The sequence below is a fragment of the Acaryochloris marina S15 genome (assembly GCF_018336915.1).
GTDB classification, from domain to species: domain Bacteria; phylum Cyanobacteriota; class Cyanobacteriia; order Thermosynechococcales; family Thermosynechococcaceae; genus Acaryochloris; species Acaryochloris marina_A.
Map to the genome: position 1 here is coordinate 1,711,257 of NZ_CP064923.1, position 14,740 is coordinate 1,725,996.

The 14,740-nt window shown below is 47.4% G+C and carries 10 protein-coding genes; 6 read left to right on the forward strand and 4 right to left on the reverse strand.

Features of this window, described 5'->3' with window-relative positions:
- Positions 1–2 precede the first annotated feature (2 nt).
- The gene (locus I1H34_RS08535; RefSeq protein WP_212665225.1) at positions 3–344 is read left to right on the forward strand and encodes a 2Fe-2S iron-sulfur cluster-binding protein; all 342 of its coding nucleotides are present in this window, start codon (positions 3–5) and stop codon (positions 342–344) included.
- Here the strand turns inward: I1H34_RS08535 and I1H34_RS08540 are convergent.
- Positions 341–763: an RNA recognition motif domain-containing protein gene (locus I1H34_RS08540; protein WP_212665226.1), complete on the reverse strand. Its 423-nt coding sequence runs from the start codon at positions 761–763 to the stop codon at positions 341–343. The two genes, I1H34_RS08535 and I1H34_RS08540, sit on opposite strands and share 4 nt — an antisense overlap.
- Positions 764–1,393: 630 nt before the next feature.
- Here I1H34_RS08540 and I1H34_RS08545 point away from each other — a divergent pair.
- From I1H34_RS08545 to cobT, 3 genes are all read left to right on the forward strand, one after another.
- On the forward strand, positions 1,394–2,095 hold the full coding sequence (locus I1H34_RS08545; protein ID WP_212665227.1) for a Crp/Fnr family transcriptional regulator: 702 nt from the start codon (positions 1,394–1,396) through the stop codon (positions 2,093–2,095).
- Between the two features lie 196 nt (positions 2,096–2,291).
- The gene (locus I1H34_RS08550) at positions 2,292–2,939 is read left to right on the forward strand and encodes a DUF2232 domain-containing protein (protein WP_212665228.1); all 648 of its coding nucleotides are present in this window, start codon (positions 2,292–2,294) and stop codon (positions 2,937–2,939) included.
- Positions 2,940–2,942: 3 nt separating this feature from the next.
- Entirely contained in the window at positions 2,943–4,052 is a 1,110-nt protein-coding gene (gene cobT / locus I1H34_RS08555) for a nicotinate mononucleotide-dependent phosphoribosyltransferase CobT (protein WP_212665229.1), read from the forward strand.
- Here cobT and I1H34_RS08560 read toward each other — a convergent pair.
- Entirely contained in the window at positions 4,049–4,711 is a 663-nt protein-coding gene (locus tag I1H34_RS08560) for an L-threonylcarbamoyladenylate synthase (protein WP_212665230.1), read from the reverse strand. The genes cobT and I1H34_RS08560 overlap by 4 nt on opposite strands.
- A 110-nt stretch (positions 4,712–4,821) precedes the next feature.
- Between I1H34_RS08560 and larC the strand changes: the two genes are divergently transcribed.
- On the forward strand, positions 4,822–6,036 hold the full coding sequence (gene larC, locus I1H34_RS08565) for a nickel pincer cofactor biosynthesis protein LarC (RefSeq protein ID WP_212665231.1): 1,215 nt from the start codon (positions 4,822–4,824) through the stop codon (positions 6,034–6,036).
- Positions 6,037–6,118: 82 nt separating this feature from the next.
- On the opposite strand, the gene I1H34_RS08570 is transcribed toward larC, so the two are convergent.
- Positions 6,119–12,238: a hybrid sensor histidine kinase/response regulator gene (locus I1H34_RS08570; RefSeq protein ID WP_249369933.1), complete on the reverse strand. Its 6,120-nt coding sequence runs from the start codon at positions 12,236–12,238 to the stop codon at positions 6,119–6,121.
- Positions 12,239–12,842: 604 nt separating this feature from the next.
- On the opposite strand from I1H34_RS08570, the gene I1H34_RS08575 reads away from it, so the two are divergent.
- Positions 12,843–13,520 carry a hypothetical protein gene (locus tag I1H34_RS08575; protein ID WP_212665232.1) on the forward strand — a complete coding sequence of 226 codons (678 nt, stop codon included), beginning with the start codon at positions 12,843–12,845 and terminating at the stop codon, positions 13,518–13,520.
- Here I1H34_RS08575 and I1H34_RS08580 read toward each other — a convergent pair.
- Positions 13,517–14,632, reverse strand: coding sequence for an extracellular solute-binding protein (locus tag I1H34_RS08580; protein WP_212665233.1), 1,116 nt, complete (start codon positions 14,630–14,632; stop codon positions 13,517–13,519). The two genes, I1H34_RS08575 and I1H34_RS08580, sit on opposite strands and share 4 nt — an antisense overlap.
- Positions 14,633–14,740: the final 108 nt, after the last annotated feature.

Genomic DNA, 14,740 nt, shown 5'->3' on the forward strand with positions numbered 1-14,740 from the left:
TCATGACAACCTACCAAGTCCGATTTATCAACCCCGAACTTGATCTAGATCACACAATTAATATTCCAGATGATGAATATATTCTCGATATCGCGGAAGAAAATAATATAAATCTCCCTTCTGCTTGCAGACAGGGAGATTGTTCAACTTGCGTTGCTCGACTCATCAGTGGAACAGTCGAGCAATCAGAACAGAAATTTTTGAACTCAACGGAAATAGGCCAAGGTTATACGGTTACCTGTGTGGCCTATCCCCGTTCAGACTGCGTGTTAGAAACTCACCAAGAACAAACGCTGTATCAAGCGTCTCTCTATCAAAAGTCTGTAGATATCAAGACGACTTAAGATTGGGTTTGAGCAAACAACATTTCCTTCAGCTTTTCTAACTCGTCAGCCCATCTTGGATCAGGCTGAGCTGCTTCTGCTTGAGTATAAGAGTGGGATTTGCTTTTATTACCATTGCCACGGCGAGGAGCATTATTACTGGTCCCTGGGTTGCTAGTAGTCTCCTTGCTTTTAGGTAAAGCTTTCTCAATCTTCAAGGCACTGTCTTTGAACATATGCCCATTTAACTTAGCAATCACTTGGTCTGCTTGCTCATCTGTTTCCACAGTGACAAACCCAAACCCACGGCATTTACCGGTCTTCCGATCGGTAACAACTTTTGTGGAAGTGAGTTCACCCACCTCTGCAGTGAATAATGCAGCTAGTTCGTCCCGGTCCAACTCTTTGGGTAAGTTACCGACGTATAGGCGGATGGACATTGAGAATACCTCCAGGGGATTGATATATGAGTTAAAAAAATTGAAAGGACACTAGATTTGAACTGGATGGTTGTTTGGCACAAACCAAGCTCCACCGCCACGCTACTCTGCTGTAGATTACCACTGCACTCTCTATTGATAAGCCTAGTAAATATGAGAACAGCTTTGAATCTTGCAGACAACTTGCCGCGAAAAATTTAGATGAATATTCAGGAAAGTAGATTTCACAGACTTCGAATCTAGTCACAGCCTTGTGTAAAAGTTTTTGAAAAAAGCCTCTTTTACAAAGCGCACCAGCTTTTAAAGTATCACGGTCTACGACCGCAAAGTGATGAAATCTAAACAACTGTTATTTGCTCAGGTAATATTCATGAGCTGGGAAGAAGCAGTCGGAATAAATCGACTGGTTCAATAAGCTGTGTTGAGAAGAAGGCCTGATATGTAGAGGGAGAAGATAGCTCAGCAATCCATAAGTTCTTCAATATTAAGAAATGTAACACACAATGTTAGGGTCTGCAACTTTCCTTCAAGATTTTCTCAAGGGGGGAAGTTTGTTTGTTATGGTTGCTTCAAGCCAGTAATTGTGCTTCACTCCTTTTGATACCGTCTCATTTCTCCCCCCAAACGTCTATGGATGATCGGCACAGTTCCCGTGACGACAAACTAGAAATTCAGCTTCGTTCAACTCCGTTTTTTGCTGGTTTACCCGATCCAGTCGTTGATCAAGCGGTTGCTCAAGTTGTAACCCGCGAACACCCTGCAAATAGGGTGATTCTCCTAGAAAATGATTGGGGAAGTTCGGTTTACTTCATTTTGAATGGGTGGGTTAAAATCCGGACCTATAACATTGATGGCAAAGAAGTCACCTTAAACATTGTGGGTAAGGGTGAGATTTTTGGCGAAATGGCTCCCTTAGACGAAGTGCCCCGCTCTACAGATGTGATTACCCTCACCCCCACAACTGTAGCGAATATGCCTTCTACAGATTTTGTGAACCTGATGCAGACCCAGCCTCAAGCTGGCATCCGTCTGGCTAAGCTGATGGCTCGTCGTTTGCGGCAGCTTAATCGGCGGTTGAGATTGCGAGAGGCAGATGCTCAATCCCGCGTTGCAGATATTCTCTTATTCTTAGCGGAAGGTCAGGGAATTGAGGGGAAAGGTGGCATAGAAATTCCCAATTTACCCCATCGAGAATTAAGTAGTCTCAGCGGGATGGCCCGAGAGACAGTAACCCGCCAATTAGGTAAGCTGGAAAATAAAGGCCTCATTCAACGCAATCAGGATGTTCTGTGCATCATTGATACTGATGCCCTAGAAGATTTAATTCTTTAATTCCTGTTAGGTGGATCATCCTATCCGTGGTCATCTAGACTGACCTGTCCCATTGGAGTTGAAGCATTGATGTGTATTTCCATCTTCAATGGGGACGTACTGCTTATGATCCTGGCGTTTGCAATCACAATTAAATGAGCCAGATTTATTTGAATCTTCAGCGTCAGAAGAATTTCACCCTCAGTTTACGTTGGTAATGTCCAAGGTTCCTCCTAACCCAGCCAATAAGCCACTACCCATGGTAGAGACGGCTTTTTTGGCTAGTGCAACAGCATTAATCTGGTATATCAATACTTATTTCCCCCTGGGACCGTTGTTACGGATTTTTTTCCCTATCCCCACAGCTTTGCTCTATCTGCGGTGGGGCAATCGTTCCGCATGGATGAGTGCTTGGGTGACCACGCTTTTGATTACCGTTTTGATGGGACCTCCTCGGAGTGTTCAGTTTTTAATGCCTTATGGTGTGGTGGGGGTCATTCTTGGAGGGTTGTGGAAACGGCAAGTCAGTTGGGCCGTTTCGATGGGCTGGAGCATCCTGATCATGGCGATTGGATTTTTCTTCCAGCTCAATTTGCTTTCGTTACTGGTCGGGACCAATCTTTGGATCTATATCAACCGTCAAATTACGGGCTTTTTAGATTGGGTTGTGATTAAGTTAGGTCTTCTGCTGCAGCCCGATGTGATCGTCATACAACTCTTTGCCGTTGGTTTGATTCTGTTGAATGCTTTTTTATATATCTTGTTGGTGCACTTAGTGGCTTGGCTTGTTTTCGATCGCATCGGGGTATCCATCCCCGATCCGCCCCTATGGTTGCAAACCTTTCTTGAATACCAGGACGAGTAACCTATGCTGCGGGTGTATACCCAGCTAGAGCGGGGTAATCAGTGGCTGAAGCAATATGAAGGACGTTCACCGATTTTTGCCTGTGTCTTGGGATTTACGGAGACAGGATTAATTCCCAATATTTCGACGGCAGGGGCAACCCCCGCAGCTCGATGTTTAACGGCCCTTGCAGATGCAGAATTCTTATTCCATGGCCCACAAGCTCAGCCAACCTATCCTTTACCTGACTTGGCTCAAGGCGTGTCTCCAGCCATGATTTCATGGCCCATTTATACCCATCAAAACTTTCCCTTCCGGCTTTTCAATGCCGGGCTACAGCATCTGCCCACGGTTCCGACGGTGGATTTGGGTGGACAAGCTGCCCGTTGCCTCAGTTCGGGGATGGCTTTGCCCCTGCCCATTGTTGAGCTGTTATTTAATCAAGGGTTGGCGTGGGGGGAAACCCTAGCTAAGCAAGCGGCAGATGGATATCTGATTTTGGCTGAATGCGTGGTGGGGGGGACAACGACGGCTCAAGGGATATTAACGGGATTAGGATACTCGGTAGCAGGCCAGGTGAATAGCAGCCATCCGGTCTGTAATCATCAGCAAAAGCATCAGCTGGTCGAGGAAGGGTTAGCTAAAGCGGGGCGGCAGGACTGGCTGGCCCATCCGTTGGGGCTAGTGGCTGCGGTGGGCGATCCAATGCAGATTGTGGTGGCGGGGATGATGCTTACGGCCAGTCGCTCCTGTGGGGTTATGTTGGCGGGTGGGACACAAATGCTGGCGGTGTATGCTTTGGCGAGGCAGATTTCACAGATATTTCAACTGCCTTGGTACCCTGACAATATGCTTGTGGGGACCACCCGCTGGGTGGTTGAGGATCCGTCAGGGGATACGGTTGCCCTGGCGAACCAGGTAGGCGAGGTGCCTTTAGTGGCGACCCAGCTCAATTTCGCAACCTCACGCTATCCGCAGTTACAGATATTTGAGCAGGGGTTTGTGAAAGAAGGGGTCGGTGCAGGCGGATGTGCGATCGCAGCTCATCTTTTCCAGGGGTGGCAGCAAAACGACATCTTGAATGCTGTGGAACAAACCTTAGAAGACTATTGCCGTTTGCGGGACCCAGGCTAAACCCAGGCGAATTCGGACGCGATCTCATCCCAACCTAATCCCTCTCGTACCACTGTGGGCTGATTTTGACAGAGATCTAAAATGGTTGAGGCTTTGTCGCTGAGATCTTGACCGTTGTCGATAATCAGATCCACTTGTTTGTCGAAATGATCAAAGAGCTCGGCCGGAGAAAGGGGTTCTTGGTTTTTAGACCAGCCATAAACACTGACCTGATCAGAGAAATGAGCAGAAGTAGAGATGATCGGGTTGGCCAGGGATTCCAAAAGGGCCAGACAAACAGGATGATTCGGGACGCGGATACCGGTGGTTTTGCGCTTCGGATTTTGTACCAATTTAGGAACAAGCTTAGTGCTCGGTAACAGGAAGGTATAGGGGCCGGGAATCAGCTTGCGCATGATTTTGTAGGCTGGATCGCTGACTCGAGCGTATTGAGCAATATTGGAAAGGGACGAGCAGAGAAACGTCAAAGGTTTGTCATTTGACATTTGTTTAATTTGTCTGACCCGTTGAACCGCGGCTTTGGAGTTCATATCACAGCCAATGGCATAAACCGTATCCGTGGGATATAGCATGACCGCTCCGTTCAGTAAATCTGCCCGAATCGCGTCAATCGTTCGTGGTTGAGGGTCTTGAGGATGAACGGTATAAATTTGGGCCATGATCTTCTCCTTTGTCATCTGGCCTTGGTCTATGAGTGGGACCAGTTGGCTTTCCAGCCATAAGGACAGGTACACTGAAATTCGATGCTCCCGTGCGGGGACTGCCCTCTATGACCAAACTAGCCTATTTTGAGTGCCCCACAGGCATTGCTGGGGATATGTGCTTGGGAGCGCTCTTAGATTTAGGGGTGCCGCTTTCCTTTCTCCAAGACTATTTCAGGCGTTTGGACATTGAGCAGGAATTTGAATTACAGGTCAGCTCCGTTCACCGTCAAAGCCAACAAGCCACCTATGTTCGAGTGGAACTGGAGAAAGAGGCTGGGCAATCATCTGAACATCAGCATTCCCATCACCGGCATTTGCCAGAAATTGAACGCCTGATTCTGGGAGCTGAATTGCCTAAACAGGCAGAACTCTGGAGTTTAGACATTTTTCGGAATTTAGCCATTGCTGAAGGCAAGGTGCATGGCATTGAACCCAATCGGGTGCATTTCCATGAAGTTGGGGCAACGGATGCCATCGTGGATATTGTGGGAACCTGTGTAGGGCTGTATTGGTTGGGGGTTGAGGAACTGTTCTGTTCTGCTCTACCGACTGGAGGTGGGACGGTTAAAGCGGCCCATGGGCAGTTGCCGGTGCCAGTGCCAGCGGTCTTACAGTTATGGCAAAGGCGACAAGTGCCGGTTTATGACAATGGTATTGATAAGGAATTGGTCACGCCGACGGGGGCTGCGATCGCAACCACTCTGGCTCAATCCTTTGGACCTCCACCCCCCATGTCTCTACACCAGATCGGGTTGGGGGCGGGTACCCTGGACTTATCTTTGCCTAATGTTCTTCGCCTCTGGCTCGGTGAATCTGTAGCTTCTCCATCTTCATCGAGCCAGTCAGAAACCGTAGTTGTGCTGGAGACACAAATCGATGACCTTAATCCCCAAGCCTTTGGATATGTCTTTGAGGCTCTATTTCAGGCAGGGGCCTTAGATGTTTTTACCCAGCCAGTGGGAATGAAGAAATCCCGCCCTGGCATTCTGTTGACGGTGATTTGCCAGCCTGAAATTGCCCCGGCTTGTGAAACGGTGATATTCAAAGAAACAAGCACGCTGGGAATTCGGCGATCGCAACAGCAACGAACAACCTTGCAACGGGAAATTAAAGCCGTTGATACGGTCTACGGTCCAATCCAGATCAAGCTGGCGTATCATCATCAGCAGCTGGTCAACGTCCAGCCTGAATATGAAGACTGTGCCCAGATTGCCCAAACCCATCATTTGTCCTGGCAACACGTTCATCAGACTGCTTTATTGGCTTGGTATCAACAGTAAGGAATTAATAGGTGCAATGTGAACAGCAATTAATAGGTGTAATGTCCTGAAATAGGTGGATGGTTAGCGATGTTCATCTAAGCTAGCTGGATTCAGTTAAGTGAATCAGTCTTTCAAACTGATAGTCCTTGACGAGTTGGTATAGGCTTGCTGCAATTTCTTGATGGTTCGGTTCAATTTCTGAAATCAGGTCAACGACTTTACCTTCATCCAAAAATAGGGCGGCTTGATTGAGTTGCTCTCGCCAAGTTAAAGGCAGCCGGTTGAGGTGTTCAGGGTCAAGGGGCCGAAGGGGAATAGTCTGAGGTTGAGAAGGCGTAGATTCTTCGGTGATCCAGCTAATATCGAGCTTATCAGCCATTAAATCCAATATCTCAGCCAGAATATAGGGCTTACTGACAAATCCGTCACAACCATTGGCAAGGGCTTGGGTGCGAACGTCATCAAATGCATTAGCAGTGAGGGCCAGGATGACTGGAGGAGGACTGTGATCCGCAGCGGCTAAATCCTTAATCTTCTGGGCAGCGGCTAGCCCATTCATCCCAGGTAGCTGGAGATCCATCCAGATTAAATGAGGACGCCAAGATTGCCAACTTTCAATGGCTGCTGGACCATCACTGACGGCAGCCATCACAAAACCGAGGGGAGATAAATGATCAATTAAGAGTCGTTGGTTATCGACTTGGTCTTCCACCACTAAAATACGGTAGTTCGGCTGATCTTCAGCTAACCGCAGAATTCTCTGTTGGGATGGTTTGTGGGTGACCTGAGTGGTCGTTACCAACACCGGTAAGTTGAAAAAGAAACAGGTTCCGATGCCCTCTTCGCTGCGAACCCGTAGCTGGCCGCCCATGAGCTGTACAAAGCTTTGGCTGATGGGGATTCCCAGCCCAGTGCCCTGTTGGGATTTTACACCTGCTTGGGTTTGGACAAATGCTTCAAAGACGCTATCTAGCTCATCCTCGGCAATTCCAGCCCCCGTGTCTTCGACTTCGAATTGGAGGACACTAATATTGGGAGGAGTGAATTCATCAGAGTTGGAGTGGGGGGGTGTGATTCGCAACGTCACCTCGCCCTGTTCTGTAAATTTAATGGCATTCCCCAATAAATTAATCAAAATTTGGCGAAGTTTGCGTTCATCTGCTTGGATGACTTCAGGGACATCAGGTGATTGCTCTAATTGAAAGTCTAGCCCCTTGGATTTAGCCCTCAGCTGTAACATGCCATGAATGGCCTGTAAAAATTCATGAAAATTGAAGGTATCGAGTTGAAGGGTGGTTTTTCCTGCTTCAATTTTGGACAGGGCCAGCACATCGTTAATCAGATCGAGTAAATGTTCACCGCTGCGGTTGATAATGGCAAGAGATTCATCCAGGTGCTGCGGTAACGTCACATCTTGGGCCATCAACTGACTAAACCCCAAAATGGCATTGAGGGGTGTGCGCAATTCGTGACTCATGCTGGCCAGAAAATCACTTTTTGCTTGGTTTGCTTGCTCTGCTTCTAGCTGGGCTGTGCGGAGTTGCTGGGTCCGTTGGGTGACTTTTTTCTCAACTGAGGCATAGAGCTGGGCATTGTCGATGGAAATGGCGGCTTGGGCGGCTAGCAGGTGGAGTACTTCTAAGTGATTAGGGGTGAAGGCCCCGGGCGTTAAATTATTTTCTAGATAGAGTAATCCGACTAGGTCCCCTTGCCGCAGAATCGGCATGCAAAGCTGAGACAGAGGAGCCCGATCAATTTGATAGGGGTCACCGGCAAATTTTGTTTCGGTGCGACCATCCTGAATGACCAGGGTTTCTCGGGTTCGTTCACTATAGTGAATGAGGGATAGAGGCAGGTGGCCATTAATCCCAACATGGTGCAAAGAAATGGGAAGCTGCGTTGCTTGCTCAGGATATTGAGCCGTTAGGCAGAGCTGCTGGTCTTGGTAAAGCAACAAGCAGCCCCGCTCTGCTCCAGCATTCTCGATGACGACTTGCATGGTGGTGGCCAGGAGTCGCTCAAGTTCAATTTCTTCAGATAGGGCTTGGCATGCTTTCATGACCGCAGCCCAGTCAAGGCCTTTAAAGCCACTTTGGTGGCTGGAGTGGGTGGGTTGGGTTCGTGCCAAACTAAAAGATTCTAACGCCTGAATCCGCAGTCCACTATTCAGGAATGGGGCTAATAACTGGGCATAGTTGCTTTCTAGGTTCGCTAGTTTGGCGGTTGCTCCCCAGCGCTCATAGGCGTAATAGGCATTCACCATATAAGTCTGGGCAATGGTCGTTTTGCCCCATTGCAAATAAAAGCGGGCAGCAAGTTCCTGGGCTAGGGCGATTTCTTGGGTAAAATTATGTTCTGTTGCTAAGGCAATGGCGAGATCATAGGCCTCAATGGCCTCAATAGGGTCACCTAAGACTCGATAGCGTTCCGCTTCCACAAGATGGTACTTGTGCTTGACGTTCATGGGGCCATACTGAGCGTGTCGCTGTAGGTAAGCCTGGTTCTGCTCAATTCTGGCTTGCCAGGGTTCGGAAATAATTGATCCGGTGGGAATGAGTGCTAGTAAGGCTAAGGAGTCATAAAAGTGAAAAATGGATCCTGTAAAGTAGCCTGGACCACCGTCTAAGTAGAAACGGGCCTGATCCGCAAGGTCTAGGAGATGATCACGATCATGGAATAAATAGCCGAGAACGAGTTTATGCACACTGTAAAAGTGCAGCCCTGCTAAATTGCTGGTGCTCACCATCTGAGGTAAGACGTCAACTTCGTTATAGGCTTTTCCCACTAACTGTGTGGGCTCCTGGTTTTGGCCTTGGAGATTAAGGACCACTTGCAAAAACAGTCGGGTAAAAGAGGAAGTGGTGGCGATTTGGAATTTGTCTAAAATCTTGACAAAGGCTTGGATGTCCTGGGTTAAGCTGGTTAAGTCTTGACCGCAGAAATAGGAATATTGGCAAATATCTTTAGCACAGTAGCCGACAAATTCTAAATTTCCAGTGTCCAACGCAATTTGATAGCCCTCGCGCAGAAGTGCGATCGCATTTTGGAGATGCGCCGAATCATGAACGACAAATGCTCCTAAGCTATATAGTACAGAGGGTTGAACGGGCTTGGCATCAAACTTCTCCATTACCTGGAGTGCCAAGTGACTATACTCGGTTGCCAGGTCAATATCCTGCAGCACCCCGGTCAGTAAAATACTGTAGGTGGCATAAAAGAATGCACCCAGAGGGGAGTTGCCATGGCGAATGCTAGTTTTAACTCCTAACACCGTCACTAAGGGGAATAAATCAGGTGCAGCAATATAAGCTGCTGGGATCATACTGGCTGCAATCCCCATCACCGCTAGTTGTTGTTGATCGAGCATTACTGGCAAATTGCCAAACTCTGAGACCTTGAACAGTGCTGTTTCTTGGGCAAGTTCTTGAAAGGCTGCTTGGATATCTGCAGGCTGAGGGGACCCTGGGAAATGGATGCCAAAACGGGCAAGGGCTTGGCGGGCTGTGGAGAGCGCGTCTAACAGTCGGTTATGGGAGGTGTAGGCTTGGATTTGGATTTCATACGCCCTCACTTGATCGAGGGGATGAGAGGCGTGGGTCAGAATGGACTCGATTAATGATTCCATGGTCCCAATCGCACTATGCAAGTAAGCAGCCTCAGCTGCTAGCTCAGATAATGCCAGGGTCAGATCATAGTGCTGCTGCCACCCATTTTTTCCTAATAGGGTCAAGCCCATAGAGGCATACTCCGCAGCGAGATCGTACGCCGTAGAGGTCCGTGCCTTTTGGGCTGCGACTCGGTTGAGTTCAGCCAGATTCACCTGCTCTGCCGACGTCGGGAGTAGCGTTGCTCCACGGTTGAGCTGATTGACTAGCTCAAAGATCTGCTCATCCCGCTCCATCTCTGGAATTAGCTTGAGTAACTGTTGACCAATCATCAAGTGAGTGGCTCGTTTGTGGCCCGACGGAATTAAGGAATAAGCCGCTTGCTGAATCCGGTCATGGAGGAATATATAGGTGCTGATGGAGGGGGCTAACCCTGACGAGCGATACTCCATCGCAGGAGGCTGATCCTCATCTACGGCTGCTTGGATTTGTTCTTGCAGACTGACATTTTTAACGCCTTCTAACAATCCGGCTTGCAATGCTTCCCATAATATTTGGGTGGTTTCCTCCTCGCTAGTGTCAGAAACAATGGCCAAGGTCTTCAAGGTAAAACGATTACCAATGCAGGCCGCGAGTTTGAGACTTTCCTGGGTTTTCGGCGAGAGCTTCAGTAACTGACGTCGCATGAACTCAACGACATCTCCTGTTAGAGCCAATGCCTGAATTTCAGTAATATCCCATTCCCAAGATCGCAGGGTGTTGTTAAACCGAATCAGCCCTTCTTTTTCCAGGGTTTGCAAGAATTGTCGACTAAAGAAGGGATTCCCCTGGGTCTTCTGAAATAAATATTGGGTGAGGGTACAGGTTTGCTCGGGTGAGCAAGCCAAGGTGTCTGAGATCAGTTCATTCAAATCCTTGGCGTTTAAAGCGGTCAGATGTAGTCGACTGATGGTTAGTTCTGATTGTTCGAGCCGTCTCAGGGTCTGCATCAAAGGATGAGCTTCCAGGACTTCGTTGTCTCGATAAGTCCCGATCAGTAATAGATACCCTCGTTCTGATTCTTCTAATAGGGATTGTAGGAACTTTAGGGAAGCAGAATCAATCCATTGCAAATCGTCTAGGAATAGAACCAGGGGATGATCGACCCCTGGAAAGATTTGGAAAAACTGCTGAAAAACAAGATTAAACCGATTTAAGGTAGGCCCGGGCTCGAGTTCAGCCACAGGAGGTTGGGGACCAATAAGTAGTTCAACTTCTGGGATCACATCAATAATGACCTGGCCATTGTCACCCACTGCAGCCAGGATTTTGGTTTGCCATTGCTTTAAGCTCTTAGAGCTTTCCATTAATAACTGTTGACACAGATCTTGGAAGGCTTGCAAAAGAGCAGCAAATGGCATGCTTTGCTGCAGTTGATCAAACTTGCCCTGAATAAAATAGCCCCGTCGCCGAACAATGGGTTTATGGATTTCGCTGATTACGGCTGTTTTGCCGACGCCAGAATGTCCCGATACCAACATCAGTTCGGTAGCCCCTTGAGCAACCCGCTCAAAGGTATTGAGTAGCACCTCAACCTCTTGGGTTCGGCCATACAATTTTTCAGGGATGATAAACTCCGTCGGCTGATCTTCTTGACCAATCGCAAAAGAACTAACTTGCCCTTGCTCCTGCAGCAAATGACGGCAGTAGGCTAGGTCGTAATGGAGTCCATAGGCCGTCTGATACCGATCCTCAGCCATCTTGGCGATCAGCTTCAGTACAATCTGGTTGAGGACTTCAGGAATATTTGGATTGATAATGATCGGCGCAACGGGGACTTGAGCAATATGGCAATGCACCAACTCCATTGGATCTTGGGCCTGAAATGGAAGTTGGCCTGTCAGCAACTCATAAAACGTAATGCCTAAGGAGTAAAAGTCTGTCCGATAGTCCACCTTCCGGTTCATTCGTCCCGTTTGCTCTGGGGAAAGGTAGATCAGCGTTCCTTCTAGCAAATTAGGACTGAGTAAAGCGGTACTTTCCCGAGGCAATAGAGATGCCAGGCTGAAATCAATCAGTTTTGTTTCTAAGGTTTGGGGATGGACAACAATATTTTGAGGCTTAATGTCCTTGTGAATAATATGGTGTTGACTTAAACTCTCCAATGCTTTAGCCAGCTGAAGGGCAATGTCTAAAAATACATTGACAGCCATAGGAGAATGGGGCTTGCCATTCCCGGTGTGGGTTGCAAAGTTGGAGAGGGAAATACCGCCAAAGTCTGGCATCTCAATAGCCAGCCCGTTGTTATAGGGCAAAAGAGTGGTGGGCTGAACGGTCCCAGGGACATCAATACCGCAGGCTATTTCATATTCATGTCGGAATTCAGCTAATTCTTGAGCGGTGGGATAGGGGGTTTTAAGTATTTTAAGGACTACATCAGTCTGAGTGACCTGGTTTTGGGCGCGATAAACCAATGTTCTAGAGCTTTCGTATAGTTGCTCTAGAATTTGGTATCGGCTCAGGGTGATGTGGTCAACCGTCATGGTCACGTCATCGTCAAATGTATAGATAGTGTCTTCACAGAGGGTAGGGCTGTCGTTAGCTTGGGAGGAAAGTAATATATTGAATATGCCCATTAATAATGGTATCTAGATCAAGAAAAGATTTTCCTTTTTAGAAAAAAACTGTATCATTTTCAGCTCCCTTATTTAAATATTTTCAAGAAAATAATATTTCATTCTCAAAAATAGTTTTCTCTAGGCTGGGTACTAATCTCCAAAAGGGCTCATTAGATATTCTTGACGGTTAAATTTCCTCTACTTTAGGAAAGAAATTACCATTTTTATTGAGGAGTAATGGAAGCAGACTTGTGCTTCTTTATAGTTTTTACTCTTTAGCAATTAAAATATTTCTGTATTCGTTTTTGTAGCCATATCCTTCATCTCTTTTTTGAAAAAGTAGACTTATTTGACGAGGAAATCCTGTTTTTAGTTTTTTGTAGTGGCGGCTATGAGTTGATTGCACCTATTTCTTGATGACTTCGCAAATCTCGCCAATGCCTAAAGGCTTTAGTCAATGGAAAGGATTGATTGAAGCACTTAAGTGGATTGCATTGACTTTTTAAGCCTCAACTGTTCACTATTGATTACAAGCGACTCTGGTCTAGTTGGCTAAGGTTGTATGGCGATATTTTGAGATAGGAAGTGAATGCAACCCTATCTATCCCAATGAGTGCAGGTTATGTCAAGATTATTCCTCCTATTAAAAGTATGGCAAGCGATAGTCTGGCAAGCTTCCCGTAAGCTGCATGTTGGGACCCCACAGCCCGATCGGAAGGCTGTGATGAGAGGGGGTTGCTTTTGGGGAATGCTGTTTTTGGCTGGATTGATCAGCGACATGGCTGTTGCTCAACCCCGGCGTAAACCTGTTACGAATGCCCTACCTACAGAATTACAAACCTTGCTAGAGAATCGTCCAAATGGGCCGATTATTTCTGCAGATACCCCGTCACAGGAAGGGTTTACGGTGCCCAGTCTATGGTGGACCAATGAGCAATTTGGTGAAAAATTAGTCTCGGACTGGAAAGCCTATGGGGTTGGGCAGGTGGGCAACCAACAAATTAATGTAATGGTTCGACCAGAATTGTGGACTCGCTATACCTACTTTGAACGGTATGCCTTTGTACTCAAATTCGGGTCTGATGCTAGCAATTTCGGCTATCAGTTGATGGTGCTGGATTCCCAAGATTTTGTCTTGGGAGCCTATACCTGTGACTTTGCCCAAAGCGATCCACATTTTATTCCTAGCATGCTGGATGGACGATCCCAACCGATTCCAGATTATGTAGATCCTAAGTCTACCCAGGCTTTGCCTTGCCGCCTTTGGTTAAATCCTAATTATCCTCGGAGTGTTTTTTAGGCCTGTATCCGCATGGCTTGCCATAGGCGTTTGTATTGTTGCAAGGTCAGGGTAGAGAGGGGTAACAAGAACTCACTTTTTTCGAACTGCTCAGGGGTTGCAACGAGGCGATGGCTTCGAGATTTGATTGAGAGCTGGGCGGATAACAGGGGTGAGACGGTATCTGTAAATTCCGATAAATTATTGGCGACGGTGTCTTCCCACCAGTAATTAATCCATTGATTAATCGCTTGACTAGGCTGGGCCTGGACCCATAGATCAGCCCACAAGGCTGAGCCTGAAGCAGGAAAGATTGCATCTAACTCGGGTTCCCGTGCTAGAGCTGGCAATATGTCTGATGACCACCCCACTGCAGCCCAGGCGTCTCCCAAAATTAAGGGTTCTAGATATTGGTTAGAGGCATAAAAGAGGGTTTGATCATTGAGGGCCTTTAGCGCTTGGGAGAGTTCTGAGATGGAGTCTAAGTCATCTAAGTTGTAGGACTGGCCTAGCTTTTTGAGAGTCAGGCCAATGATTTCTCGGGGTTGATCGAGCAAGCTAATGCGCCCCTTCAGTTCAGATCGCCACAAGTCTGACCAATCTTTGGGTTGCCACCCTAAATCTCTGAATTTGTCGGTTCGATAGGCAATCAAGGTGGCCCCCCACCGATAGGGAGCCCCCCAAATCTTACCTTCGTCGCTAGGATGGCCCTGGAGATCGCGACGAACCAGCTGTTGCCATCGAGGGGGTAAGTCAGACCATCGACTCAGATCATCAGCAGATAGAGGTTGGATCAAGTTTTGTTGAATAGCCTGGGGCAACCAATAATCCCCTAGACTGGCTAATCGGGATGGGAGCTTGGGCTGATCGTCTGGGGCCGATTTTTCAGACGGTTGTTTTTGATCTTCCCGGTGCCATTTTTGGAGCTGAGCGAAAATTTCCTGGGTAGAGGATTTTAACGAAATTTGTAAAGGAATATTAGAGTTTGAGCGGAATTTATCTACCAATTGAGGGGGGAGTGTCTTCTGCAACAAATTCACTTGTAATGCGGTGCGGTTGTTCTGTTGACAGGCCCCTAATAATTGACTCAAGGTTACTGCACCTAAGGTCTGTAAAAAAGAACGTCGATCCATCACTTTTTATTCATCACCTCTATTAAGATAACGCTGCTTGATTGGAAACCCATATTGGAGGACTCAAACGGCCGAGAATACATGCCATCAGGGAAGTGGCTCTTATTT